This is a genomic window from Dyella marensis (assembly GCF_900112865.1).
Lineage (GTDB): Bacteria > Pseudomonadota > Gammaproteobacteria > Xanthomonadales > Rhodanobacteraceae > Dyella_D > Dyella_D marensis_A.
Window position 1 is genome coordinate 468,824 of sequence record NZ_FONH01000003.1, and the last position, 24,445, is coordinate 493,268.

Here is a 24,445-nt window from a genome sequence, read left to right on the forward strand (position 1 = left end):
GCTCAGCCGCGCCGCTGCGCGCCTCGCAGCAGGGCGAACGCGCCGGCGCAGGCCAGGATCACCAGGGCGCAGGCCGTCGGCGGCCACCAGCAGCGGGCTTCGCGCAGCAGGCCCACGCTGGCGAGGAAGCACGCCGCCAGCGCCAGCAGCGCGACCGGCCACGGCGAACGGAAGCCGGGCAGCCCGTACAGCAGGAACGGCAACGCCAGCAGCAGCGCGCCGACCAGCAGCTGCCCGCTGAAATTCAGCGGCGCCAGCGTGGTGCCGGTGCGCATCGATTCGAGCAGATTGGCCTGGTACTCGACGCCGGGCATGCGCTCGCTGCCGCCGGACGCCGAGGTGTCGAGCAGGTCGCCAAGGCCCGCGGCGGTGGCGCCGATCAGCACCCAGCGATCCTTGAGCAGGGATGCCGGTACGCGTCCTTCCAGCACATCGACATACGACACCTGGTCGAAGCTGCCCGCGGGACCGGCGAAATGCAGCATGACGTAGTCGTCGCGCAGCCATTGATAAGGCGAGGCGCCTTCCAGCGTCGAGCGGTGCAGGCTGGGCGGATCGGGCGGCTTCGCGCCGGCCTGTCCGAAGTCGCGCACCGCCAGCGCGAGCGCCGGCCAGTAGGGGCTGCCCAGTCCGGCCTTGAGATAGGAGCCGCGCACCACGCCGTCTTCGTCCTTCGCCGCGTCGACGTGGCCGAAGGCCGCGGCCGCGCCGGCCAGCTGCGGCGTCGGCAGCATTTCTTCCAGCGTGCCGCCGAGGTCGGGCGCCTCGGGAAACACCGGCATCACCACGCGGCCATTGCGCTGCATCGCCGCCGCCAGCGCGGTGTCGTTTTCCGGGTGGCGCAGGTCCGGCTCGGCCATGGTGATATCCATGCCGACCGCGCGCACGCCGGCGGCGCTGAGGCGGTCCAGCAGCCTGGCGTGCGTGGCACGCGGCCACGGCCAGTTGCCCAGCACGGACAGGCTCTTCGGATCGATCGCGACGATCGCCACCGCGTTGCCGGGCTGGTAGCTCCAGTGGCGCATGTGCAGATCGTAGAAGGCGTTGTCCAGGCGCATGCCCAGGCCGCTGGCCAGCACCAGGGTGAGCGCCGCCACGCTGATCATCCAGCCCAGCGCGCGCGCCAGCAGCGCCATCGGATGGAAGCGCGTCATGCGCGGCGGCGCCGTCGACGGAAAGGCACGACGGCGCCGCCGCTCATCGCGTCACAGCGCCAGCCACAGCAGCGCGGCGCCGCCGCCGGCGATGGCCCAGCGGCAGGATACGCAGGAGATGCGCGTCTTCTGCGCGGGACTCCATGGGCCGGCGTAGCCGTCGACGTCGATGGTCTGCACGCGCACGTACCATTTGCCGGACTTCAGCTTCTTCAGGTCCAGCTCGGGCTGGTCGACGGTAGCGTCCACTTCCGGCTTGGCGAACTGCGGATCGCGCGCCAGTTGCACGTGATAGCGCTGGCCGGGCGTGCCGCCGGGCCAGCTCAGCACCAGGTCGCCATGGGAGCGCTTCGGCTCGCCCGGCACCGGCACCGGCGGTTCTTCCACCAGGTCGAACGGCAGGGCGTGCGTGTACGGGCCGACCTTGCCGCTGTTGTCGCGGCTGGCCACGCGCCAGTAATAGCGGCCCAGCGGCAGCGCCTGCGGTGCGCGCGTGCCGTCGCCGCGTGCGGAGGGCTGTTCGGCCAGCACCTGCGCGAAGTCCGGATCGGACGCCAGCTGCCACTGGTACGACACCGCCTGCACGCTTTCGGTCCAGCGGAATTCCGGGCGCTTGTCGCGCACCTTGCCGTTCGGCTGCGGCGACACGATCAGCGGCGGCTGCGGCGTGCCGTCGATGCTGACCGTGGGGCAGACGCCGTCGAGTCCTTCCAGGCCGCCGGCACCGATGCCGCGCACCCGCACGGCGTAGGTGCCGTCCGGCAGGTCGGGCAGGGTGGCGGTGCTGGTGCTGACCACGCGGTCCAGCAGCAGCGCCTCGAACTTGTCGTTCGGCGCCAGCTGCAGGCGGTAATGCTCGGCGCCGGCCTGCGCCGGCCAGTGCAGTTCGAACGGGAACTGGTTCACCGGGCCGGTCGGGCAGGCCACGGCCGGCGCCGGCAGCAGATCCTGCGGCTGGCCCGGCGCGGCGCCTTCTGAGGTGGCCACGCCGCGGCCGGACTGCACCAGCACATGCCGCTGCCCGCCGCCCACGTCGACCTTGCCGCCGGTGACTTCGGTACGCGCGCCGCCGGCCGCGGGATCGGCGACCACGCGGAAATGCGTGCCGCGCACGCTGGAGATGGTGCCCGGCGTGGACACGCTGAAGCGCGCCGCGCTGCCGGTGAGCGGATGCACGTCGCTGTTGACGCGCCCGCGCTGCAGGCGCAGCCGCGTATCGACCATGCCGGTGTCGCCGTAGGCGCTCAGGCGATCCAGCGCCAGCTCGCTGTTGGCCTGTACCAGCACGCGCGAGCCGTCGGCGAATTCCAGCGTGAGGCTGGTGTCGTTGCCGGTGCTCAGGCTGGCGCCGTAGCCGAAGCTCATGCCGGCCTTCACCGGCACCGGTGTCGCGTTGTCCGGCAGCCTGGCGGTGGCCTCGCCGATCACCGCCACCACCTTGGCCTTGGCCGGTTCCAGGCGCAGCCAGGCGATCGGGATGTGGATGGTCATGCCCGGCGGCAGGTGCAGCGGATCGGCGACGTGGTTGTAGTCCTGCAGCTTCTGCCAGGACACGTCCGGCTTCAGGTAGCGGGTGGCCAGGTCCCAGATGTTGTCCTTGGGCCTGACCCGGTAGCTCCAGTCGGACGACGGCGCGGCGTGCGCGGCCGCGGCGAAGCCCAGCGTGAGAGCGAGAACGATGCTTGCAATGAATGGGGCGGTATACGACCGGCGCTCGAGCCTGGGCCGCCCCCAAACCCTGTATGTCATGGGAAAACCTCTTTCCTGTTGCGCCCCCTGACGCTCACCGCGCGGTCCCTCCGGGGCGATGGATGGTCCAGTCATCCATCGGCCCGTGCGGAATTCAGACGGCGCATTGTCGCGGAGGCCCAGGAAAATAGCTAACCAACCCCTTGATCGGCCGGAAGGCGGTTCAGTTTGGCCAGCAGCCGCTCCACCTCGGCGGCATAGCCGGGCAGGCGTGCCAGCGTGTCCGGGGCGGCGGGGCCGTGCAGCGCCTCGAGCAGCTGCCGCCCCTGGCCGAGCAGCGGGCCGTCGTCGAACAGCTGCAGCGCGCCCAGCAGCCGGTGCAGGCCGAGCGCGGCGGCGGCGGGGTCGCCGTGCTCGACGCTGCGGCGCAGTTCGCGCAGATCGTCCCGGCTGGCGCTGGTGAAGGCGCGCAGCATGTCCGCATGCAGCGCGGGGCTGTCGCCGACCGCGGGAATACCGGCCGGCGGCGCAGCGCGGCCGGGGCGGGCATCGGCCGGATTCGTGGCCGCCGTGGCGATGCCAGCTTCCGGCAGCCAGCGTCCCAGCACCTGGCTCAGCGGCAACAGTTGCAGCGGCTTGGCCAGCACGTCGTCCATGCCGGCCTCGCGCACGCGCACCGCTTCGCCGGCCAGGGCGTTGGCGGTCATGGCGATGATCGGCAGGCGCCGCGCGGCGCGGCTTTCCGCCTCGTGCCGGCGCCAGGCGGTGGCCAGCTCGTAGCCGCTCAGGCCCGGCATGTTGCAGTCGGTGAGCAGCAGGGCGTAGTCGTGGCCCGACAGCGCGTCGAAGGCGTCGGCGCCGTTGTCCACCACATCGCAGTCCAGGCCCAGCACTGCGAGCTGGCGCTGGATCAGCTGCTGGCTGACCGGGTGATCCTCGGCGACCAGGATGTAGCCGCGGTGCGCGGGCAGGGCCGGCAAGGGCGCGGGCGTCGCCGCCGGGTCGTCCTGCGCCGTGGCGGCCGCTTCCCGATAAGCCTCGTCGCGCAGCTCCAGCGCGCCCAGGCAGGCGCGCAGCAGCGCCTGCCAGCGCAGGGGATTGGCGCTGAGGAACCAGCGTTCGCCGCGCTGCGCCAGGCCGCCCGAGGCAATCGCCTCGTCCGTCACCGCCACCACGTGCGAGCTGATCTGCGTCTCGCTGAGGCGATCCTCCGGCGCGACGAACAGCAGGCTGGCGGCCATGCCGGCGCGCAGCGGTTGTTCCGGCGGCGTCAGTTCCACCGTCAGGCCCAGCGACTTGAGCTGTTCGCCCAGCGCCGCCGCGGTGTCGGGCGCGGCCAGGCGCACCACCGCATGCCGTCCGCGCAGCGCGGACGGCGCCGTCGCCTCGCGCCGTTCCACCGGCAGGCGCAGGTCGAACGTCACCGTGGTGCCGGCGCCCGGCTCGCTGTCCAGCTCCACCGAGCCGTCCATCAAGGTGGCCAGATGCCGGCAGATCGCCAGGCCCAGGCCGGTGCCGCCGTAGCGGCGGCTGGTCGAGGCTTCGGCCTGGGTGAAGGGATTGAACAACTGCGCCTGCTTGTCCTTGGCGATGCCGATGCCGGTGTCGCTTACGCTCAGGCGCAGCTGCTGCCGCGCGCCGTCGTCGCCCAGCACCATCAGGCGCACCGAAATGCTGCCGCGCTCGGTGAACTTGATCGCGTTGCTCAGCAGATTCAGCAGGATCTGCCGCAGCCGTACGCTGTCGCCGCGCAGCGCACCGGCGACGGTGGCGTCCACCGCCAGGCGGATCGCCAGGCCCTTGGCCTGCGCGCGCGCCGCCAGCACGCTCACCACGTTGTCGGCCAGCACGCGCGGGTCGAAGGCGCTGTCGTCCAGGCGCAGGTCGCCGGCTTCGAGCTTGGAGAAATCCAGGATGTCGTTGAGCACCTGCAGCAGCACGCCGGCCGAATCCTCCACCGCGTGCAGCAGTTCGCGCTGCTCGGCATTGATCGGCGTGCGGCCGAGCAGTTCGAGCATGCCGATCACGCCGTTCATCGGCGTGCGGATCTCGTGGCTCATGGTGGCGAGGAAATCGGCCTTGGCCTTGGAGGCGCGCTCGGCCACGTCGCGGGCGATGCGCAGTGCTTCATTGCGCGCGTTGAGTTCGGTGGTGTCGATGAAATAGCCGGCCACGCCGAGCCGGCCTTCCGGCAATGCGCGCGGCGCGAGCATGGCGTGGATCCAGCGCAGGCCACCGGCGCCGAAGGCGCGGAAGTCGAGCGAGCGCGGGGCCGGGTCGTCGCCGATCGGCGAGATCAGCGCAAGGAAGGCGTCCGCGTCGTCCGGGTGGATGCGCTCCCGCAGCGGGCGCTCCTGCAATACGTCGCCGTCGCGCAGCAGCTCGCCCGTGTCCACGCCGAACAGGGCCTGCACGTCGCCCGCGGAAAACGTCACATGGCGAGTGCCATCGGCATCGCGCCGCAGCGCGAATACCACCACCGGGATGTGCTGGACCACCTCGCTCAAGCCCTGGTCGGCGCGGCGCGCGGCACGCTCGGCGGCGAGTTCGTGTTCGGTATCGCGCAAGCGCCCGGCCTGGCCGTGCAGCCGCCAGGCCAGCGCCATCGCCGCCACCGCGACCAGGATCAGCAGGCCGGCCAGCATGAGGGTGGCGCCGGTGACCGGCACGGCCTGGTTGTCGACGGCGCTGTCGACCCATGCAAGGGCGAACGCGGCGGCGGCCGGCCTTGGGAACGCGAGCCTGGAAGAAAAACGGCGAAGCGTGGTGGGCATGGCGTTCCTGGGCAACGCGGTTCCGAGCGGGGACACGGCAGGCGCGCCGGCGGCCGGCGACCTGCATGGATGGCGATGCTCCCCGTGGCGCAGGCGGCCGGTGTCCATGTCGCGCTGCGCGTTCATGCTACTGTTGCCGCCGTTCCGGTACAAACCGGACGGACCGGTGGGAGGAACCCTCCGGGGCAGTGGGCAAGGGGGTTTCCCAGGCAAGGGCAGGGCACGTTGCGGGTCATCATTTCCGACGATCATCCCGTCGTCCTGATGGGGTTGAAGGCAGCCCTGCAGGGCTATGGCGACCGTTTCCGCATCGTCGGCGAAGCCCGTAGCGGCAAGGAGCTGTTCGCGCTGCTGGAACGCGAGCCCTGCGACCTGCTCATCACCGATTTCGCCATGCCCGGCGACAACCCCGACGAAGACGGCCTGGCCATGCTCGCCCGCGTGCGCGAAGGCTGGCCGCAGCTGCCCATCCTCGTACTCACCATGCTGAGCAACCCCGCCCTGGTGCAGGGCATGCTCGCCACCGGCGTGCGCGGCGTGGTGGACAAGATGGCGATGACGCGCGAGCTGATGCTCGCCATCGACATGCTCAAGGCCGGCCGCGTCTATCTCAGCGAGCGCACCCGTCGGCAGATCGAGGGCGGCGACGAAACCAGTGCGCTGTCCCCGCGCGAGGCCGAAGTGGTGCGTTTTCTCGCGCAGGGCGTCACCGTCTCGGAAATCGCCCGCCGCACCGGGCGCAGCGTCAAGACGATCAGCCAGCAGAAGCGCGACGCTATGCGCAAGCTCGGCCTGGACGGCGACAAGCAGTTGTTCGATTACGCCCGTTCGAACGGGCTGGTGTAGCCGTTTCCCCTTCCTGATTTCGACCGGCCCGGCGAGTGGCCGGCGCATCGTTGCGCGCCCGTTCGGCTAGCACACGATTTTTTATTTCTATGAGACTTGATGCGCACTTTGATCTGGCTAGGACTTTTCTGATTCAAAGCGTGCGCCCCATCACCAAAATGGACCCGGTCAAGTGCCACGGGGTACGCCGGTCTTTTCCCGGGCCATCCGCCTCCCCGTGCCGCACCCGGTTTCCCGCATGCCAAGGATGCGTGTGTGTCGGCGAGTCAACGCTGGCGGTACCCAGGCTCTAGCCCCCTGGCGCCTGGGTGCCGGGATTCCCATGCCCCCAGGGGCGCGCCAGGCAGTTCGAGAAATGCTGATGAACAGGAATCGCAACGACGTATGGACGCTGCCCGCGAGCGGGTTGGCATGAGCGCCGCCATGGCCTGGCCGATCCGGCGCCGTTCCTTGCTCGATGTGCTCCGCCTGGTCGCCGATTCACGCACTCGCCCTTACCACAGCCCACGCGACATGGCCCTGTGGCGCGAACTGGCCGAGCTGGTCGCGCAGACCCGCCAGGACGAGGCGATCTCGCTGGCGCGCATCCGCCTGCCGCTGCTGCGACGCATCCTGGCGGCGGAATGGGGCGCCCCGGCCCTGCACGACGAAGTGGCGCTGGCGATGCTGCGCACGGAGGAACGCCTGATGGCGGTGGACCCCGAGATGGGCGAGATCCTGCGGCGCGCGGTGGCGACGCTCAAGCGGCTTTATTGAGCCGACGCAGGCGACGTGGGTTGGGGCGCAGCGAACCCCAGCGGGAACCGCGCATTGCCGCCATGTTGGCCTAGCCGCGGTCCACCGCGATGGTATGGCCGCAGCTGACCAGCTCGATGCGCGCGTCGTCGTCGCTGCGTTCGCGCGCGAGCAGGCGTGCCAGCCGGATCGCCGGGCCCAGGCGCAGGCCGCCCGAGACCGCCAGGTCGCCGGTCCACAGGGTCCACAGGCCGTTCGGGTCTTCCTGGATGCGGTAAACGATGGTCTGCATGATTCGCCCCCCGGCTGGCGCGCGCGATGGCGTTCCGCCGCCGCGCGCGCCGCCTTGCTGGTGATCGGAGAGCGTGCTCAGGCGCGCCGGAACAGGCGCACCACGAACAGCAGCACGATCGCGCCGAGCGTGGCGGTGACGATCGAGGCGATCAGTCCGCCGCCCAGGCTGATGCCGAGCAGGCCCGACAGCCAGCCGCCGATGAAGGCGCCCACGATGCCCACCACGATGTCGACCAGCAGCCCGAAGCCGCCCCCCTTCATCACCAGACCGGCCAGCCAGCCGGCCACTGCACCGATGACCAGCCACGCCAGAATGCCGTGTGCCATGTCCTGCCCTCCGTGTTGTCGAAGGGCGGCAGTCTAGGCAGCGGTGGCGGGCGGCTCTTTCAGATAAGTCCTAGCCGCGCACCCCGGCGTGGCTTCGTGCGGCGGCCGTTCAGGCGCGGGCGGCAGGCAGGGGAGGCAAAAGAAAAAAGGGCGCCCCTTGCGGAGGCGCCCTCGCTCAAGCCGTTGCCGGCAGCGGGATCAGAGCTGCACGACGTCGAAATGCACGTCCGGGTTGACCTCGGCGGCGTAGTCCACGTCCTTGCGGCCGAAGCCGAACAGCTTCTGGAACTCGGCCTTGAAGCCTTCGTAGTCGGTGACCTGCTTGAGGTTGGCGGTGGTCACCGTCGGCCACAGCGCCTTGCAGGCCTGCTGCACGTCGTCGCGCAGCTCCCAGTCGTCCAGGCGCAGGCGGCCCTCGGCGTCCAGCGGCGCGGGCTGGCCGTCGGCGCGGTACATGAATTCGCGCAGCAGGCGGTTGGCCTGCTCGATGCAGCCTTCGTGGATGCCCTTCTCCTTCATGATGCGGAAGGCCAGGGACACATACAGCGGGATCACCGGGATGGCCGCGCTGGCCTGGGTCACCACCGACTTCATCACGCCGACGCGGGCGTCCAGGCCGGGGTGGCGCTGGCGCAGGTCGGCGGCGGTGTTGTCCAGGTGCTGCTTGGCCTTGCCCAGGGTGCCGTGCCAGTAGATCGGCCAGGTGATCTCGGTGCCGACATAGCTGTAGGCGATCGTCCTGGCGTCCGGTGCGAGCACGCCGGCCTGGCTGAGGGCGTCGATCCACAGCGCCCAGTCCTCGCCGCCCATCACGGTGACGGTGTCCTTGATCTCCTGCTCGGTGGCCGGCTCCACCGACGCCTGGATGACCTCGTCCTTGTCGGTGTTGACCGAGGTGGCGGTAAAGGTTTCGCCGACGGTCTTGAGGGCCGAGCGCACCACCTCGCCGGTGTCCGGCAGCTTGCGCACGGGGGAGGCCAGCGAATAGATCACCAGGTCGATCGGGCCGCCCATCTCGTTCTTGATGATCTCGATGGCCCGCGCGCGGGTCTCATTGGCGAAGGCGTCGCCATTCATCGACTTGCTGTACAGGCCGGCCTGCTTGGCCGCCTCGTCGAACGCCCAGCTGTTGTACCAGCCGGCGGTGCCGGGCTTGGCCTCGCTGGAGGGCTTCTCGAAGAACACGCCCAGGGTCGCCGCGCCGAAGCCGAACGCCGCGGCAATGCGCGAAGCCAGCCCGTAGCCGGTGGAGGCGCCGATCACCAGCACCCGCTTGGGGCCGGGGCGGACCGCGCCGCCCGCCTGGGTGATGCCGATCTGCTCGAGCACGTTCTGGCGGCAGCCGGTGGGGTGGGCGGTAACGCAGATGAAGCCGCGGATCTTGGGGTTGATGATCACGAGTCTCGGGTCCGTCTTGGGGCGTGAAAGCGGGGCATTTTAGCCAAGTAACGCCGCTTTACCCGTACTCGCACGTAGGTTCGGCGGGGGCGGGGGGATGCCGGCGCCAGCTTCCGCTCGCTCTGCCTGCCGGCAACCCGTTAGAATCTCCAGGTTTAGCCCCCAGCTTTATCTCCTTCTTCCAATCCAACCAACCCGGACGGCCGTATGCCACGCCAGAAACCGCTTTCGCTCTACCGCAACATCGGGATCATCGCCCACATCGACGCGGGCAAGACCACCACCACCGAGCGCGTCCTGTACTACACCGGCAAGAAGCACCAGATCGTCGACGTGCACGACACCAAGGACGGCAAGGGCTCCACCACCACGGACTACCTGGAGCAAGAGCGCAAGCGCGGCATCACCATCCAGTCGGCCGCCGTGTCGACCGAGTGGAAGGGCCACCAGATCAACGTGATCGACACCCCCGGGCACGTGGACTTCACCATCGAGGTGAACCGTAGCCTGCGCGTGCTGGACGGCGCCGTGGTGGTGTTCGACGGCGTGGCCGGCGTCGAGCCGCAGACCGAGACCAACTGGCGCCTGGCCGACCAGTACAACGTGCCGCGCATGTGCTACATCAACAAGATGGACCGCATCGGCGCGAACTTTAAGCACGCCGTCGAGGGCATCAAGAACCGCCTGGGCGCCAATGCGCTGCTGTGCCAGGTCCCGCTGGGCAGCCACGACGAATTCATCGGCATGGCCGACCTCGTCGCCGGCGTCGCCTACGTGTGGCAGGGCGACGACAAGGACAGCACCTGGGAGAGCATCCCGCTGGACCAGGTCGCCAGCCATCCGAAGTGCCAGTTCACCGCCGCGGGCGACCGCGAGTGGGTAGCCAACCTGGTCAAGCTGCACGAGGAGACCATCGAGCGCGCGCTGGAGATGGACGACGAGGCCTTCGACAAGCTGCTGCATGCGGGCGACGTGGAAACCTTCGTCAAGAGCAGCGACTTCAGCATGGACCTGCTGAAGAAGGCGATCCGCAAGGGCTGCGTCAGCGGCAAGCTGGTGCCGGTGTTCTGCGGCTCCTCCTACCGCAACAAGGGCGTGCAGCAGCTGCTGGACGCGGTGGTCGACTACATGCCGTACCCCGGCGAGAACGGCGGCATCGCGCTGGTCGACGAAGACGGCCACGTGGTCGGCGAGCAGGGCGTGGTGGACGAGGCTCCGGCCCGCCTGCTGGCGTTCAAGGTGATCAACGACCAGTTCGGCAGCCTGACCTTCTGCCGCATCTACTCCGGCGTGATCAAGAAGGGCGACACCCTGCAGAACGTCACCCGCGGCAAGAAGGAGCGCATCGGCCGCATCGTCGAAGTGCAGGCCAATGCCACCAAGGACATCGAGGAAGTGCGCGCAGGCGACATCTGCGCCTTCGTCTCGCTGAAGGAAACCGAGACCGGCGACTCGCTCACCGATCCGGCGCATCCGGTGCTGCTGGAGCGCATGCGCTTCCCCGATCCGGTGATCAGCGTGGCGGTGGAGCCGAAGAACCGCAACGACATCGACAAGCTGTCCACCGCGCTCTACAAGATGGTGAAGGCCGATCCGTCGCTGAAGCTCGAAGTGGACAAGGAAACCGGCGAGACCGTGCTCAAGGGCATGGGCGAGCTGCACCTGGAAATCACCATCGACCGCATGCGCACGGAGCTGGGCGTCGACGCCAGCATGGGCAAGCCGCGCGTGAGCTTCCGCGAAGCGTTCGGCAAGACGGTGGAACACACCTACACGCACAAGAAGCAGTCCGGCGGTTCGGGCCAGTTCGCCGAAGTGAAGGTCATCTTCGAGCGTGGCGAGCCGGGCAGCGGCGTGGTGTTCTCCGACGAGATCGTCGGCGGCCGCGTGCCGCGCGAGTACATCCCGGCGGTGGAACATGCCATCACGGTGGAGTCGCGCGAAGGCCAGGTGGCCGGCTATGAAGTGCTCGACTTCAAGGCACGCCTGGTGGACGGCAAGTACCACGACGTGGACTCCTCCGCGCTGGCCTTCGAAATCGCCGGCAAGGCGTGCTTCCGCGAAGCGCACAAGCTGTCGAATCCGAAGCTGCTGGAGCCGGTGATGAAGCTCGAAGTGGTCACCGAAGCCGACTACCTCGGCGACGTGATCGGCGACATCAACCGCCGCCGCGGTTCGGTCAGCGACCAGGGCCAGCGCGGCACCAACGCCTTCGTGCAGGGCTTCGTGCCGCTGGCGGAGATGTTCGGCTACATCAACTTCCTGCGCTCGGCCACCAGTGGCCGCGGCACCTTCACCATGGAGTTCGACCACTATGAGGAAGTGCCGGCCAGCATGGTCGCGAAGCTGATGGAGAAGGAAGGCGCCAAGTAAGTCGGCCCTGCCTGATCGACAAAAGCCGCCGGGTTCGCCCGGCGGCTTTTTTTTGGCGCCCATTTTTGTGCCGCCCATAAAAATGGCCCCCTTGCGGGGGCCAGGCCATCCGTTGGGAAATAGCCTGTCGGGAGGGTTGAAAGGGGGGTCAAGACCGTCCCGACGGGTGACTAGATACCGGGCGCAACGTGAAGGCGCCGTCAGTGCGAACGAGGTCCGCCGCAGTACTTTTGAAAGCGTGACGCAGCGCCCGGATTCCCGCTCCCTCGCCGGGCTTCACGCCTTGCCCATGGCCCCTGCGCGGCAGAAAGTCGAGCGTCGTTCTGCCCGGATGTAGAACCTCGCGGTTGCGTTCGAGGCAAGCTCACGGCCCCGCACAGGGGCCTTCTTTTCTTGCCGAACGCGGGCTCCGGAAAATACGAGGTAACTTCCGCGCCACCGCATGCGAAAACCGCACGGGCTCATCGAAGCGCGAGGCGGAACATCATGGGATCGAACTGGAGCGGATCGTTGCATCGCATGATGCGGCGCGCCGGTGGATGGTGGCGTTATGGCGTGATCGCGGGCGTGCCGCTGGCGGTCGCGGCGGCATGGGCCTATACCGCCGGCTGGCTTGCGCCCGGGCGGCTCACCGCCCCGCGGATCATCGACCAGATCCAGGTGAACAGCGGCAGCGTTTATCCGGGCTACCGGCGTGCCCATGCGAAAGGCGTGTGCGTGATCGGCCATTTCGTCGGCAGCGGAGCGTTGCAGCCGTACTCCACGGCGCAAGTCTTCATGCAGGGCGACATCCCGGTGGTCGGACGCTTCGCCATCGCCGGCGGCAATCCGTATGCGCCCGACGGCAGCGTACCGGTGCGCAGCATGGCGCTGCGTCTTACCCAGCCGAACGGACAGCAATGGCGCACGGGCATGAACAGCATGCCGGTGAATGCGGTCGCCACGCCGCAGGCGTTCTTCGAACAGTTGCAGGCGCAGCAACCCGATCCCGCCACCGGCAAGCCGGACCCGGCCAGGCTCGCGGCATTCTTCGCCGCGCATCCGGAGACCGCGCCATTCCGTGCATGGGCGAAGATGGCCAGGCCTTCGGCCAGCTTCGCGACCAACAGCTATTGGAGCTTGAACGCGTTCGAGCTCGTCGACGCCCAGGGCGCGAAGCATGCGGTCCGCTGGCGGATGGTGCCGGAGAGCGCGGCAGAGGATGCGAAGGGGCAGGGCGATAACTATCTGGCCGCCGATCTGGTCCAGCGCCTGGCGGCCGGCCCGTTGCGCTGGCACCTGCGCGTGACGTTCGCCGAGCCCGGTGATCCGACGGCCGACGCCACCAAGGCCTGGCCCGCCGACCGCCGCGAGATCGACGCCGGCATGCTGGAGCTGACCGGCACCACGCCGCAGGACAGCGGCGCCTGCCGCGATATCAACTACGACCCGCTGGTATTGCCGGATGGCATCCAGGCTTCGGACGATCCCCTGCTGCCGGCGCGCTCGGCCGCTTATGCCGCGTCCTATCTGCGCCGCACCAGCGAAGAAGCGCATCTGCCCGGCACCGCGGCCGGCAAGAAGGAGACCCGCTGATGGCGCGCCCGACCGATATGTTCGTATGGCCCGCGCGGCTGCTGCATTGGCTGATGGCGGCGATGATCCTGGCGATGCTGTTCATCGGCGTGGGCATGGTGGCGTCGGTATCGGAGCGGCACGATTGGCTGGTGCGAGTGCACAAGCCGCTGGGCATCGCGATCCTGCTGTTGGCGGTGCTGCGGCTGGCGGTGCGCCTGCGCCATCCGCCGCCGCCGTTGCCGGCGGATCTGCCGCTGCTGCAGCGATGGGCCGCGTTTGCCTCGCACTGGTTGCTGTATGCCTTGATGCTGGCGTTGCCCTTGGTCGGATGGGCGATGCTGTCGGCGGGCGGTTATCCGGTGATGCTCAGTCATTCGCTGCGGCTTCCGGCGATCCTGCCGGCGAATGGCGTGGCGTTCGCCGTGCTGCGGCATCTGCATGCGTGGCTGGCGGTGCTGCTGTTCGTCACTTTTCTTGCACACCTTGGCGCGGCGCTTTACCACGGGCTGGTGCGCAGGGACGGAGTGCTGGGAAGCATGGTGGGATGGCGGCCGCGCCGTTGAACGCAGCGCTTTCGAGGCGCCGTGCCGGCGCCATCGAAGAGCGTAAACGTTCCATGCTTTTCATCCGGGATAAGCGCTCGAACGCGGCATGAATGCAGACGTTCCCTGCACGTTCGAGCATCCGCCGGTTAGCGTGCTGCTCACCCGGCCATCACGATGGCTTGGTCACGATACGTTGACACCACAGGGAGAACCACCACGATGAAGCTGCGCTATCTCGCATGGGGCCTGCTTGCCGCGGGCGTGTCGTTGAGTTGCAGTTCGGTCGTGTGGGCGGCGGGACCGGTGCAAGGCATGGGCAGTGCGGCGCCGGCAACGGTGGACCGCTCGATCAGCCCGCGTTGGCAGGTCTACACCTTCATCAAGGACGGCATCGAGTACGTGCAGGTCAACGACACGGCAGGGCGCGTGCGCGCGGGCCTCGCGGCGACTGCGGGCGTGCATCTGGTGCTGCCGATGGGTGTCGACGCCGACTACGTTTCCACCCCAGAACTGCCGCTGGCCGTAGGCGCGATCCGCGGCTCCGAAGTGGTCTACAAGGATCCGCTCGTCACCTTGAGCGTGGGCCTGAGCGATGCCGGCCAGTACGTGTGGACGGTGAGCGACACGATGGGCCCGGCGAGCGGGCGGCGCTACGCGCCGGCGGACGGCGACGCCTCCAACTGCAAGCAGGATCCCAACAGCTGCCCGATCAACCGCGCCAACCGGGTGGTGATGCCGACGGCGACCGCCACGCCGGCCGACGATCCGTCCAACTGCAAGCAGGATCCGAACAGCTGCCCGATCAACCGCATCACGCGACAGGTGCAACCGCTGTCCACCCAGGACACGACGACGGATTCCAACTGCAAGCAAGACCCGAACAGCTGCCCGATCAACCGAATCGAGGAACAGTGAGTTCCTGGCGCAGCGTCACCTGGACGCTGCGCCCTTCCACCACCACGTCGCCGTTGAACAGCTGTGCCCGCAGGCGCAGCTCGCCCAGGCCCAATCCCAGCGTGCCCAGTCCCTTGGTGAGCTTGTCCTGCGCCGGCGGCGCGATCGGCACGCCTTCGCTGCGCACGCTCAGGTGGATGGTGGTGCCGCTGTCGGTGCTGTGCGTGTCGGTGGTGAGCGCGATGCGGTCGCTGGGGCATTCCTTGAGCAGGTAGGTGACCGCTTCGCAGGCGAGCCGGTAGAGCAGGGCGACCGTATTGCGCGGCAGCCGGCTCCATTGGCCATGCACGTTGGCCTGATAGCCGATGCCCAGGCTGTCGAGCACCTGCACCAGCGGCCCTTCGCTCAGTGCGTGCGGGTGGCCGGCCCCCATGGGCGGCGACAGCGCATCGGCCAGTTCCTTCAGGCGCGAGGTGGTCATGGTCAGCGTGCGCTTGTAGCTGTCGACCTCGCCGCGGTTGGGCGAGTGATCCAGCTGGATCAGCAGGTGGCGATGCGCGCGTGCCAGCTCGCCGCTGACATAGGCCAGCTCGAACGAACTGCGCTGCAGCTTCATCTCGGCCAGGTGCTGTTCCAGGCGCGCCTTGTCCATCTGGTCGTCCACCGCCGCGAGCGCGCGCTCCAGGCGGGTGGTCTGCAGGCCCAGCACGGTGGAGATGGTCAGGAACAGCGCCATCATGGTCTGCGTCATCAAGGTGGCGATGTCGAACATCTCCGGCATCAGCGCCACGATGCCGAAGCTGGCGATCGCGCCGATCACCGCGGCGCCTTTCCAGCCCCAGGTGATGGCGAAATAGGCGGCCGGGACGAACAGCATGGCCTGGCCGACGAAGCGCAAGGCGGTGTCCTGTGTGCCGGCGAGCGCCAGCACTTCGACCGACACCGCCACCAGGGTGATCAGCGAAGCCTGCAGCAGGCTGCGGTTGGCATGCCACACGCCGCGCAGCGAATGCTGCTCATGCCACTGCTGCGCGCCGGCCAGTGCCAGCGGCACCACGGCAAGCATGCCGCTATAGGTGCCCAGGAAATAATCGGAGACCAGGTCGGTCAGCGGCTTGCGGCCGTAGCGCGCCGCTTCGGGCATCAGCGAGGCGACCATCAGGCCGTCGGCGACCAGCAGCACGCTCGCGCCGAAGATGCACACCAGCACGCTGCCCAGGCGGATGTCGGGAAACGCGACGCCGGGCAAGCGGTCCTGGCACAGGGCGACCACGGCCATCAGCAGCGCGATGGGCGGCACGATCGAAGCCAGGTAGAACGCCCAGCCGAACATGGCGACGCCGTCGTACAGGTCGTAGGCCAGCAGCAGGGTTTCGCTGACCAGCAGCGCCGGCCAGTAGCGGCGCGGTGTCAACAGCAGGACGGCCAGTTTCAGGCCGCTGGCCGGCACGAAATGGGCGAAGCCCACCTTGCGCAGCAGCATGTAGGCGGCGCCATAGATGATCGCGACCGCGAGCTGCCGCCCTAACCATCCCAGCCTGGATTCCATGTTTGCGCCGACCGCTCCGCTCCCGATTCGATGGCAAATTAGGGTCAGTGGCGTGAAATGTCCGAGAAGATTCCATAGGGAACAATCGTAAATTTAAAGCATATAGGTGATGGCAAAACAGCGTGAAAAAATGCATGGCGCGACGGCCCGATCGTCATGCGTGGCGTGACATAAACGTCGGACGCACCAACGATCGCATCACGTTTTTACTGGTCGGTTCCGGCGATGAGCGAGGTGTCGAACAGGCAAAAAAAGACCGGCGCCGACGTCACCGCGTCGCACGCCGGCCGGAAACGGCTCAGTCGCGAAGGCCGTGCGCCTTCAGCACCTCGGCGATATCCATGCGCCAGATGTTGCGCGATCCGTTCTGCGGGCCGTTCAGCCGCTTCTGCAGCGACGCGATGTCGTCGCGCGTCTTCGGAAAGCGCACCTCGTCCTGGCGGTTGCTCGATACATACAGTTCACCGAAGTGCGGACCGAGCGTCGGCGCGTTCTCCAGCGCCGGCGTATTGACATCGCCGCCCAGGTGCTCAGGTTTGCCCCAGCGTCCGTCCGCCTGGCGGAACGCGATATAGATGTCGGCGCTGCCCAGCGAATCGCCTTCGTTGCCGGCGTACAGCAGGAAGCGGCCCTGCGGATCCACGCATGGGTCCATGCGGTTGTGCTCGGCATCGCCCAGGTCCACGCGTTCCGGCGCCGAATAGCCCCGGCCGGCCGGATGGATCACGTACACCTGGTAGAACTTCCCCGAATCCGGCCGGTGCGCGGAGAAATAGATGTCGCCATTGGCGGCCACCGTCGGGTTGTAGAGCATGGCACCGTCGTTGTGCGCGCCGTCCACGTGCACCGGTTCGCCCCAGCGGCCGTTGGCCTGCCGCTCGACATACCAGAGGTTGGTGCCGGCGAAGCGTTGCCCACCCATCTCGGCCGTCACGGCTGAGTCGCCGGCGTGCGCCGGGCGGTTGGAGACGAAGTACACGCGCTTGCCGTCCGGCGCGAAGGCCGGTTCGGAGTCGTGCCACTGGCCGGAGAACGGCGCGACCTCCGGCGTCGACCACCCGTCGCCCTGGCGGCGGGAGATCAGGATCGTGTCGTCCTTCTCGGCGAAGTCCGAACGCAGGAACAGCAGCGTCTTGCCGTCCGGCGACAGCGCGGCGGTGGTCTCCTGCAGGCCGGTGGAGATCACGCCGGGGCCGAGCAGGTCGGCGGCGCGGACGGGCGCGATGCAGCCCAGCGCGAAGGCGGTCGCCCAGGCGAACGTATGCAACTTCATGTGTGCTCCGGAGGGTGGCCGGGCCATGCCGGCCCGCATGCACGATGCGCGGATGCCTTTGCTGGCGCTGCGCCTTTGTGACGAGCGGTCGCGGCCTGGTGACGAGCGGCGTGAACGCGGCGCCGTGCATGCCGCACTGCGCTCAGGTCATGCCCAGCGCCGTGCGCGCCTGCACGCGGAAACGGCGGCTCAGGTTCAATCGCGTGCCGTCGCGCAGTACCACCTCGGCATTGCCCTGGAACAGCGGATGGATTTCCAGGATGCGCTGCACATTGACCAGCGTGCCGCGATGGATGCGCAGGAAGCGCTGCGGATCGAGCGCCTCCAGCAGATGGCTGAGCGTTTCGCGATGCAGATAGCGCGCACCGGCCACGTGGATATGCACATAGTTGCCATCGGCGCGAATCCAGTCGATGTCGTCGGTGGCGATCACGCGGATGCTCTCGCCCACCCGCACGCTGATGCGCTGCGCATGGGCAGGTGCGGGCGGCGGCGGGGCGTTGCCGGCTGCCGGCGCGGCGGTCTGCATGCCCGCCCAGAGCCGGCGCACGCGCGCCATGGCCTGGTCGAAGCGCGCCTGGTCGATCGGCTTGAGCACATAGTCCACCGCGTCGGCATCGAACGCGCGCAGCGCATGCTGGCCGTAGGCGGTGGCGAACACCACCATGGGCAAGGTTTCCGGCTTCAGCTTGTGCAGCAGCTTGAAACCGTCCATGCCGGGCATGCGGATATCCAGGAATACCAGCGCCGGCTCCAGCGCGGCGATCGCCTGCAGGGCCTCGTTGGCATTGCCGCATTCGCCGACGATCCGCACGTCAGGATGCGCGGCCAGCGCCTGGCGCAAGGCCAGGCGGGCGAGCACTTCGTCGTCCACCAGCAGGGTGCGGATCGGCGGCATGCTCATGCGGCGTGCTCCGCGGCGTACTCGCGATAAGGAAAGCGCAATTCCACGCGAGTGCCGCCTTCGGCCCGGCGCGCCAGCGCCACGCTGGCGGCGTCGCCGAACAGTACCTGCAGGCGCGTGCGCGTATTGCCCAGCCCCAGGCCTTCGGCCATGCCTTCGGGCAGGCCCAGGCCGTCGTCGTCCACGCGCAGGTACAGCTGCGCGCCTTCGCGGCGGCTGACGATCTGCAGGCGGCCGGCCTCGGGCTTGTCGAGCAGGCCGTGGCGCAGCGCGTTCTCCACCAGCGGCTGCAGGATCATGCTCGGCACGGCGGCGCGCACGGTGTCGGCGGCCACGTCCAGCTGCGTGCTGAGGCGGTCCTGGAAGCGCACCTGCTGGATGTCCAGATAGCAGCGCAGCAGCTCCAGCTCGCGCGACAGCGGCACTTCCAGCGCGTGGCGTTCTTCCAGGGTCAGGCGCAGCAGGTCGCTGAGCCGCGAGATCATCAGGCGCGCCTGGTGCGGATCGGCCAGCGCCAGCGCGGAGATCGCGTTGAGCGTGTTGAACAGGAAGTGCGGTTGCAGTTGCACGCGCAGGGTGCGCAGTTGCGCCTGCGCCAATTGAGTTTCCAGCTGCGCGCTGCGCAGGCGCTCGTCGCGCAGGCGGCGCCGCGATTCCAGGCCGCGCAGCACCATCAGGATCACCCAGTACAGCAGCAGGGCGAAGTGGTAGCTGTAGGCGAACTGCATGCGCACGAAGCCGCCGAAAGTGTTGACCGGCGCGCGGCCCGGCCCGCACAGGTTCCAGAAGATCGCCAGGTGCACCAGCAGCTGCGCCAGCGACAGCGTCAGGCTGGCCGGCACGTGCACCGCCGCGTAGCGCCGCCAGCCGCCGTCCGCGGCCTGCCGTCCCAGCCAGGCGATCAGCGGCACCAGCAGCATCCACAGATAGAAGTCGCTGAAATTCCACACGCCGGCACGCCACCAGTTCGGCGCCTGGCCCTCGCTGAGCTGCGAGAGGCCGCCGCTCAGCGTGTAGGACCCTGCGAGCAGAGTCCAGAGGCCCAGTGGCATGGCCATGCGGGCCCAGCGTGGCAGCGTGCGCGGTGCGGACACGGTTCTCTCAGCGGCAACCGGAAAGGGGCATCAGTGTGGAACCGCCGCCCGCTGCCCGGATAGTGCCGCCAGTCTCAGGGGTTGGCCGCGTGGCCGGCATCGGCCACCGCGCTGTGCTTGCCCAGCCATGCGTGCAGATCGAACGCGTGCACCCGCCGGTCCGGCGCGCTGTAGTACAGCATCGCGCGATCGGGCGACAGTCGCGGCTCGACGCCGGCCACACCCAGCGGCTGCGGTGCGCTCCAGCCCTCGCCGCGGGCGAAGACGATGAACAGCTCGCTGCCCGCCGCCGTGGCCGGCGCGCGCTGGGAACTGAACACCAGGTAGGACTGGTCGGGCGCCACGACGGGATCGAAATCGCCGGTCACGCCGTCGCTGAAGGGCAACGGCTGTGGCGCCTGGTACTGGCCGTGCAGCAGCCGGCTGCGGAACAGGCGGAAGGCGCCCTTGCCGTCGGCATCCGCATCGGTGCGCATGAAATAGAGCGTGCCGTCGGCGGCCAGCGCGGGCGCGAACACGGAAGAGTTAGTGTTGAGCAGTGCGGGCAGGCGCTGCGGCTTGCCCCATCCGTTCTTGCCGTATGCCACCCGCCACAGATTGCCGCCGCGTCCCGGGAAGCGCTGGCCGTTGAAGAAGCCGTCCAGTGCCGCGCCGCCGTCCTGCTCGGGACGATTGGAAATGAACACCAGCGAGGAGCCGTCCGGTGCCATCGCCGGCTCGATGTCCTGCCATTGCGTGGAGAACGGCAGCGACTGCGGCGCCGACCAGTTCGAGCCGTTGCGCTCGGCGACGAACAGGCGCGCCGTCTTGTCCACGCTGCGCGTGAATACCACCGCGTTTCCGTCCGCCGTGAACGCGGGCGAGGCATCGTTGGCGCGATCCCACGGGCCGGCCACCGGCGCGCCGTCGCGCGCGTGCACGTCCAGCCACGGCTTCAGCGTGACCTGCCAGATGTTGTCGCCGTCCTTGTTCCAGTCGGCCTGCTCGCCGGGCACGCGGCGGTCGCTGACGTAGTAGAGCGTGCGGCCATCCGGCCCCAACTGCGCACCCATGGCATGGCTGCCGCCGTTGATCGTCTCGCCCAGGTCCTGCGGCATGCTCCAGCCTTGCGGCGTGGCGAAAGCGATCGCCAATCGATACGACTGCATCTTCGAACGCTTGATGCTGACCACGATGAAGGAGCCGTCGCGCGCGATCGCCGGATCGCGCACGATCATGTCGTCCGTACCCAGCGCGACGGGCTCGGCGGCCTGGTAGCGGCCGTCGCGCCGCACCGAGCGCAACAGGCGCAGCGCGCCGTCGGCGCCGCAGCCGATGTAGTAGAGGGTGCCGTCCGTGCCGATGCCGGGCGCAAACACCGAGTGGCAGGTGTTGACCGCATCGGGCAGCCGTTCCGGCTCGCCCCAGCCGTTGCCGCGACGCGCCACGCGCCACAGGTTCATGCCCTTGCCCGGGTAGCTCTTGCCGCCCATCACCGTATCCAGCGGCGCGCCTTTGCCGTCGGCGGGGCGATTGGAAGCGAACACCAGGAAGGAGCCGTCGGGCGCCATCGCCGGATCGGCATCGCGCCATTTGCCGGAGAACGGTGCGGTCTTCGGTTCGGACCAGCTCTTGCCGGTGTGCTGCGAGAACAGGATGGCGTTGTGGTCGTCATCGATGCCGCGCGAGAAGTACACGGTGGCGCCGTCGGGCATGAAGGCGGCGGGCCCTTCGTCGCCGGCGCTGGAAATCACCCCGGGCGCGAACAGCGCCGGCGCGGGCCGGTCGTTGGCCGCGACGGCGGTGCCGCCGAAACCGAGCAGGAGGGCGAGCGGGAGCAGGCGGCGCATCGGGGTGCCTCGTCGGGGAGATTCGGCGAGGCTAGGGCGGTGCTGGCGAATGGTCATGCCTTGTGTGACGAGCGGTATGCGGGCCGTGACCAACGGCGCCGTAGGTTGGGGTGAGCGCAGCGAACCCCAACGTTCGCCACCTTCATACGCGTAGTGACATTGGGATTTGCCTTTGACTCACCCCAACCTACGCGGTTGCGCGTCCTGCGCCGAATCGCCACTTCAGATTCACACCCAGCGTCCCCAGCACGATCAGCCCTAACCCCGCCAACTGCACCGGCACCAGCCGATGCCCATAGATCAGGTAATCCAGCAGCAAGGTCACCAGCGGATACACGAACGCCACCACCGCGATGGTCACCACCGGCAGGCGCGGATACGAGGAATAGAACAGCACGTACACGATGCCGCTGTGGATCACGCCGAGGCCGAACAGCCACCACCAGTGCGTGCCGAGGTGAAACACGCCCGTGCTGGAAAAGCCCGCCAGCATCAGCACGCCGACCCAGCACTGGATCATCACCAGCGCGAACGGCCGCTCCCGCCCCACCTGCCGTGACATCAGCAGCGAGGCGCCGCACAGCAGCGCGCCGAGCAGGGTGAGGCCGATGCCGATCAGGTACGAGGTATCGGCGTCGCGCCACAGCTTGCCCGGATCCGCCGAGCAGGCCACGCCGACAAAGCCCAGCAGGGTCCAGCCCAGGTCCGCCGGATGCGTGCGCTCGCCCTGCAGCAGGGCAGCCAGGATCAGCATCACGAACGGGAAGAAGTGATAGACCAGGGTGGCCACGCCGATCGACGAACGCGCCATGCCGGCGAACAGCGCCACCCAGTTGAGCACCAGCAGGATGCCGCTGAGCACCGCGCCGCGCAGCAGCGCGCGGTCCTGCCACAGGCCGTGCAGCTGGCCGCGGGCCAGGCCCAGCACCAGCAGGAACAGGCCGCCGAACAGGCAGCGGTAGAACACGGCGGTGACCGCATCCTGGCCGCTCTCGTGCACGAACACGCCGACCGAACCGATCAGCAGTTCGGCGAACAGCAACTGGAACAGGGCGGCGCGCGAGTCGTGGCGGCCGGGCAGGGAGGTCATGGCGCGGGTCTCTGCGTGGGATGGCGCCAGCGTAGGGCGCTTGCCGCGACCGATACAGATTCAGATAGGATGAAAATAGACCGATACAGTTGGAGGGCCGCCATGCTGCTCTACGAACGCCTCGCGGGCAGCCTGCGAGGCCAGATCGCCCGCGGGGCGCTGCGCGCGGGCGAGCGCCTGCCGTCGATCCGCCAGCTGGCGCTGGGCCATGGGCTCAGCGCCGCCACGGCGGTGCAAGCCTGCCTGCAGCTGGAGCGCGAAGGGCTGGTGGTGGCGCGGCCGCGCTCCGGCTATTACGTGCGCGCCGCGGTGCCGCCGCCGCCCGCCGCGAAGCCGCCGCGGCGCCGCGTGCCGGGCGCGGTGAACAACCCGGCCCTGCAGGAGGTGCTCGACATGCTGGCGCGCAGCGACGTACTGCCGCTGCACAGCGCCACGCCGTCGCCCGCGCTGTTGCCGCAGGCAGCGCTCACTGCAGCGCTTAGCCGCAGCCTGCGCCACCATCCCGCCGCCGTGCTCGATTACGCGCCGCCGCAGGGCCTGCCGGCGCTGCGCCGGCAGATCGCGCGCCGCTACGCGCAGTTGGGCGCGGCCGTGTCGCCGGACGAAATCGTGATCACCGCCGGCGCGATGGAAGGCATCAGCCTCGCCTTGCGCACGCTCGCCGAGCCCGGCGACGTGGTGCTGGTGGAGACGCCGACCTATCACGGCATCCTGCAGGCGGTGGCGGCGTTGCGGCTGAAAGTACTGGAGGTGCCGAACCTGCCGGGGCAGGGCATCGACGTGGCGCGGCTGGATCAGCTGTTGCAGCAGAACCGTGTACGCGCCGCCGTGCTGGTGCCGAACTTCAACAACCCGCTGGGCAGCGTTACCGGCGATGCGGCCAAGCAGGCCTTGCTGGCCAGTTGCGCGCGCCACGGCACGGTGGTGATCGAGGACGACGTCTACGGCGACCTGGCCTGGTCGGGCGAACGGCCGTCGCCGCTGCGGCGCTGGGATACGCGCGGCAACCTGATCAGTTGCGGTTCGTTTTCCAAGTCGCTGTCGCCGGGCCTGCGCCTGGGCTGGATCGCGGCCGGCGCGTGGACCGACGCGCTGGTGCGCGCGAAGTATTTTTCCACCGTGGGCGCGGCCAGCCTGCCGCAGCTGGCCATGGCCGAGTATCTGCAGAAGCACGACCTGGAACGCCATCTGCGGCGCCTGCGCCGCGCGCTGGCGGACAATGCGCAGCGCCTGCACGAGGCGATCTCGCGGCATTGGCCGGCCGGTACGCGCGCGAGCGAACCGCGCGGCGGCCTGTCGCTGTGGTTGCAGTTGCCGGAAGGCGGGGACGGCCAGATGCTGTTCGAGGCGGCGCTGGAGCAGGGCATCGGCACGTCGCCGGGCGTGCTGTTTTCCAGTCGCGGGGACTACGGCGATTGCCTGCGCCTGAGTTGCGGGATGCCGTGGGATGCGCGCCTGGAGCAGGCGCTGAAGAAACTGGGCCAGCTGGCGGCGCGCCAGCTGGCCTGAGCGGGCGAGGGCTTATTCCTCGTCTTCTTCTTCCTCTTCTTCCTCTTCGTCCTCTTCGTCTTCCTCGAAGGCCTCGAGTTCTTCGACGCGCACGAAGTTGGGCGCTTCGTCGGCGAAGGCGACGGCGCGGCCGTCGGCGCACATCGGGCGGACGCTGCGGCGGCGGGTGCCGCCGGCTTCGGATTCGACGAGGGCGAAGCAGACGATGGCCTGGGCGCTTTCTTCGCCGCCTTCGTCGTAGACGGCGACCCAGCCGGTGGCGGGCATGATCTGGATGATGTTGTCGAGGTTCGACATGGGGGTTCTCGGTTGGCGAAAGCCGCCTAGCTTGCAGGGTGGGTGTGGCGCCTGCAAGCGCGGCGCGGCGCTTTGTTCCCCGCACGCCGGAGCGCTCTGCTCCCTCTTCCCTCCGGGGAGAGGGCCGGGGTGAGGGGCCGGGGCTCGCCCCGACGCTGCTGCTTTAGCCGTGAAGCCGGCGCTCTTTGCTCGCCATTCGGCGCAGGCCGGAATTCCCTTTGCTCGTCATCCCGGCGTAGGCCGGGATCCAGTAACGATCACGCCTGGTTGTCGCGTTGTGCGCAGCTTGTCTCGCCGTAGGCGAGTGTTTCGAG

The 24,445-nt window shown here is 68.9% G+C and carries 20 protein-coding genes; 7 read left to right on the top strand and 13 right to left on the bottom strand.

The window, feature by feature from the left end; all coding sequences use genetic code 11:
* Positions 1 to 2: 2 nt before the first annotated feature.
* From BM172_RS07825 to BM172_RS07835, 3 genes are all read right to left on the bottom strand, one after another.
* Complete coding sequence (locus BM172_RS07825) at positions 3 to 1,154, bottom strand: CHASE2 domain-containing protein (RefSeq protein ID WP_231504235.1); 1,152 nt, start codon at positions 1,152 to 1,154, stop codon at positions 3 to 5.
* A 51-nt stretch (positions 1,155 to 1,205) separates the two neighbouring features.
* Positions 1,206 to 2,903, bottom strand: coding sequence for a FecR family protein (locus tag BM172_RS07830; RefSeq protein WP_051548945.1), 1,698 nt, complete (start codon positions 2,901 to 2,903; stop codon positions 1,206 to 1,208).
* A gap of 131 nt (positions 2,904 to 3,034) precedes the next feature.
* A complete protein-coding gene (locus BM172_RS07835; RefSeq protein WP_081805306.1) occupies positions 3,035 to 5,617 on the bottom strand; it encodes an ATP-binding protein in 2,583 nt (860 codons plus the stop codon).
* A 225-nt stretch (positions 5,618 to 5,842) separates the two neighbouring features.
* On the opposite strand from BM172_RS07835, the gene BM172_RS07840 reads away from it, so the two are divergent.
* Together BM172_RS07840 and BM172_RS07845 are read left to right on the top strand one after the other, a co-directional pair.
* The gene (locus tag BM172_RS07840; RefSeq protein WP_026636306.1) at positions 5,843 to 6,463 is read left to right on the top strand and encodes a response regulator; all 621 of its coding nucleotides are present in this window, start codon (positions 5,843 to 5,845) and stop codon (positions 6,461 to 6,463) included.
* Between the two features lie 411 nt (positions 6,464 to 6,874).
* A complete protein-coding gene (locus BM172_RS07845) occupies positions 6,875 to 7,219 on the top strand; it encodes a hypothetical protein (RefSeq protein WP_026636307.1) in 345 nt (114 codons plus the stop codon).
* A 70-nt stretch (positions 7,220 to 7,289) separates the two neighbouring features.
* On the opposite strand, the gene BM172_RS07850 is transcribed toward BM172_RS07845, so the two are convergent.
* The 3 genes from BM172_RS07850 to fabV form a co-directional block, all read right to left on the bottom strand.
* Positions 7,290 to 7,490 (bottom strand): hypothetical protein, encoded by a 201-nt coding sequence (locus BM172_RS07850; RefSeq protein WP_026636308.1) that lies wholly within the window; start codon positions 7,488 to 7,490, stop codon positions 7,290 to 7,292.
* A 77-nt stretch (positions 7,491 to 7,567) separates the two neighbouring features.
* On the bottom strand, positions 7,568 to 7,819 hold the full coding sequence (locus BM172_RS07855; RefSeq protein WP_026636309.1) for a GlsB/YeaQ/YmgE family stress response membrane protein: 252 nt from the start codon (positions 7,817 to 7,819) through the stop codon (positions 7,568 to 7,570).
* 198 nt (positions 7,820 to 8,017) lie between these two features.
* Positions 8,018 to 9,217, bottom strand: a complete 1,200-nt coding sequence (gene fabV, locus BM172_RS07860) for an enoyl-ACP reductase FabV (protein ID WP_026636310.1) — start codon at positions 9,215 to 9,217, stop codon at positions 8,018 to 8,020.
* Positions 9,218 to 9,424: 207 nt separating this feature from the next.
* Between fabV and fusA the strand changes: the two genes are divergently transcribed.
* From fusA to BM172_RS07880, 4 genes are all read left to right on the top strand, one after another.
* Positions 9,425 to 11,590, top strand: coding sequence for an elongation factor G (fusA, locus tag BM172_RS07865; protein ID WP_026636311.1), 2,166 nt, complete (start codon positions 9,425 to 9,427; stop codon positions 11,588 to 11,590).
* 486 nt (positions 11,591 to 12,076) lie between these two features.
* On the top strand, positions 12,077 to 13,165 hold the full coding sequence (locus BM172_RS07870; RefSeq protein WP_081805249.1) for a catalase family peroxidase: 1,089 nt from the start codon (positions 12,077 to 12,079) through the stop codon (positions 13,163 to 13,165).
* Positions 13,165 to 13,710 (top strand): cytochrome b, encoded by a 546-nt coding sequence (locus BM172_RS07875; RefSeq protein ID WP_026636313.1) that lies wholly within the window; start codon positions 13,165 to 13,167, stop codon positions 13,708 to 13,710. The genes BM172_RS07870 and BM172_RS07875 overlap by 1 nt, the downstream gene beginning before the upstream one ends.
* A 201-nt stretch (positions 13,711 to 13,911) precedes the next feature.
* A complete protein-coding gene (locus BM172_RS07880; RefSeq protein WP_051548946.1) occupies positions 13,912 to 14,607 on the top strand; it encodes a hypothetical protein in 696 nt (231 codons plus the stop codon).
* On the opposite strand, the gene BM172_RS07885 is transcribed toward BM172_RS07880, so the two are convergent.
* From BM172_RS07885 to BM172_RS07910, 6 genes are all read right to left on the bottom strand, one after another.
* Positions 14,585 to 16,135: an MASE1 domain-containing protein gene (locus BM172_RS07885; protein ID WP_026636314.1), complete on the bottom strand. Its 1,551-nt coding sequence runs from the start codon at positions 16,133 to 16,135 to the stop codon at positions 14,585 to 14,587. The genes BM172_RS07880 and BM172_RS07885 overlap by 23 nt on opposite strands.
* 298 nt (positions 16,136 to 16,433) lie before the next feature.
* On the bottom strand, positions 16,434 to 17,408 hold the full coding sequence (locus tag BM172_RS07890) for a TolB-like translocation protein (RefSeq protein ID WP_051548952.1): 975 nt from the start codon (positions 17,406 to 17,408) through the stop codon (positions 16,434 to 16,436).
* Positions 17,409 to 17,550: 142 nt separating this feature from the next.
* On the bottom strand, positions 17,551 to 18,312 hold the full coding sequence (locus tag BM172_RS07895; RefSeq protein ID WP_026636315.1) for a LytR/AlgR family response regulator transcription factor: 762 nt from the start codon (positions 18,310 to 18,312) through the stop codon (positions 17,551 to 17,553).
* Positions 18,309 to 19,370, bottom strand: a complete 1,062-nt coding sequence (locus tag BM172_RS07900; protein ID WP_035323782.1) for a sensor histidine kinase — start codon at positions 19,368 to 19,370, stop codon at positions 18,309 to 18,311. Before BM172_RS07900 ends, BM172_RS07895 begins: the two co-directional genes overlap by 4 nt.
* Before the next feature lie 110 nt (positions 19,371 to 19,480).
* The gene (locus BM172_RS22130; RefSeq protein ID WP_051548953.1) at positions 19,481 to 21,235 is read right to left on the bottom strand and encodes a TolB-like translocation protein; all 1,755 of its coding nucleotides are present in this window, start codon (positions 21,233 to 21,235) and stop codon (positions 19,481 to 19,483) included.
* Between the two features lie 187 nt (positions 21,236 to 21,422).
* Entirely contained in the window at positions 21,423 to 22,325 is a 903-nt protein-coding gene (locus tag BM172_RS07910) for a DMT family transporter (RefSeq protein ID WP_026636317.1), read from the bottom strand.
* A gap of 102 nt (positions 22,326 to 22,427) precedes the next feature.
* On the opposite strand from BM172_RS07910, the gene BM172_RS07915 reads away from it, so the two are divergent.
* Positions 22,428 to 23,834 carry an aminotransferase-like domain-containing protein gene (locus tag BM172_RS07915; RefSeq protein WP_026636318.1) on the top strand — a complete coding sequence of 469 codons (1,407 nt, stop codon included), beginning with the start codon at positions 22,428 to 22,430 and terminating at the stop codon, positions 23,832 to 23,834.
* Positions 23,835 to 23,846: 12 nt separating this feature from the next.
* On the opposite strand, the gene BM172_RS22485 is transcribed toward BM172_RS07915, so the two are convergent.
* On the bottom strand, positions 23,847 to 24,131 hold the full coding sequence (locus BM172_RS22485) for a hypothetical protein (RefSeq protein WP_026636319.1): 285 nt from the start codon (positions 24,129 to 24,131) through the stop codon (positions 23,847 to 23,849).
* Positions 24,132 to 24,445 lie beyond the last annotated feature (314 nt).

What these genes read in the sequence shown, in the direction of transcription:
- BM172_RS07880 (WP_051548946.1), top strand. Translation starts at nt 13,912, where the DNA reads ATGAAGCTGCGCTATCTCGCATGGGGCCTGCTTGCCGCGGGCGTGTCG.
- fusA (WP_026636311.1), top strand. Translation starts at nt 9,425, where the DNA reads ATGCCACGCCAGAAACCGCTTTCGCTCTACCGCAACATCGGGATCATC.
- BM172_RS07830 (WP_051548945.1), bottom strand. Translation starts at nt 2,903, where the DNA reads ATGACATACAGGGTTTGGGGGCGGCCCAGGCTCGAGCGCCGGTCGTAT.
- BM172_RS07895 (WP_026636315.1), bottom strand. Translation starts at nt 18,312, where the DNA reads ATGAGCATGCCGCCGATCCGCACCCTGCTGGTGGACGACGAAGTGCTC.
- BM172_RS22130 (WP_051548953.1), bottom strand. Translation starts at nt 21,235, where the DNA reads ATGCGCCGCCTGCTCCCGCTCGCCCTCCTGCTCGGTTTCGGCGGCACC.
- BM172_RS07875 (WP_026636313.1), top strand. Translation starts at nt 13,165, where the DNA reads ATGGCGCGCCCGACCGATATGTTCGTATGGCCCGCGCGGCTGCTGCAT.
- BM172_RS07870 (WP_081805249.1), top strand. Translation starts at nt 12,077, where the DNA reads ATGGGATCGAACTGGAGCGGATCGTTGCATCGCATGATGCGGCGCGCC.
- BM172_RS07910 (WP_026636317.1), bottom strand. Translation starts at nt 22,325, where the DNA reads ATGACCTCCCTGCCCGGCCGCCACGACTCGCGCGCCGCCCTGTTCCAG.
- BM172_RS07900 (WP_035323782.1), bottom strand. Translation starts at nt 19,370, where the DNA reads ATGGCCATGCCACTGGGCCTCTGGACTCTGCTCGCAGGGTCCTACACG.
- BM172_RS07825 (WP_231504235.1), bottom strand. Translation starts at nt 1,154, where the DNA reads ATGACGCGCTTCCATCCGATGGCGCTGCTGGCGCGCGCGCTGGGCTGG.
- BM172_RS07915 (WP_026636318.1), top strand. Translation starts at nt 22,428, where the DNA reads ATGCTGCTCTACGAACGCCTCGCGGGCAGCCTGCGAGGCCAGATCGCC.
- BM172_RS22485 (WP_026636319.1), bottom strand. Translation starts at nt 24,131, where the DNA reads ATGTCGAACCTCGACAACATCATCCAGATCATGCCCGCCACCGGCTGG.
- BM172_RS07845 (WP_026636307.1), top strand. Translation starts at nt 6,875, where the DNA reads ATGAGCGCCGCCATGGCCTGGCCGATCCGGCGCCGTTCCTTGCTCGAT.
- BM172_RS07855 (WP_026636309.1), bottom strand. Translation starts at nt 7,819, where the DNA reads ATGGCACACGGCATTCTGGCGTGGCTGGTCATCGGTGCAGTGGCCGGC.
- BM172_RS07850 (WP_026636308.1), bottom strand. Translation starts at nt 7,490, where the DNA reads ATGCAGACCATCGTTTACCGCATCCAGGAAGACCCGAACGGCCTGTGG.
- BM172_RS07835 (WP_081805306.1), bottom strand. Translation starts at nt 5,617, where the DNA reads ATGCCCACCACGCTTCGCCGTTTTTCTTCCAGGCTCGCGTTCCCAAGG.
- BM172_RS07890 (WP_051548952.1), bottom strand. Translation starts at nt 17,408, where the DNA reads ATGAAGTTGCATACGTTCGCCTGGGCGACCGCCTTCGCGCTGGGCTGC.
- BM172_RS07885 (WP_026636314.1), bottom strand. Translation starts at nt 16,135, where the DNA reads ATGGAATCCAGGCTGGGATGGTTAGGGCGGCAGCTCGCGGTCGCGATC.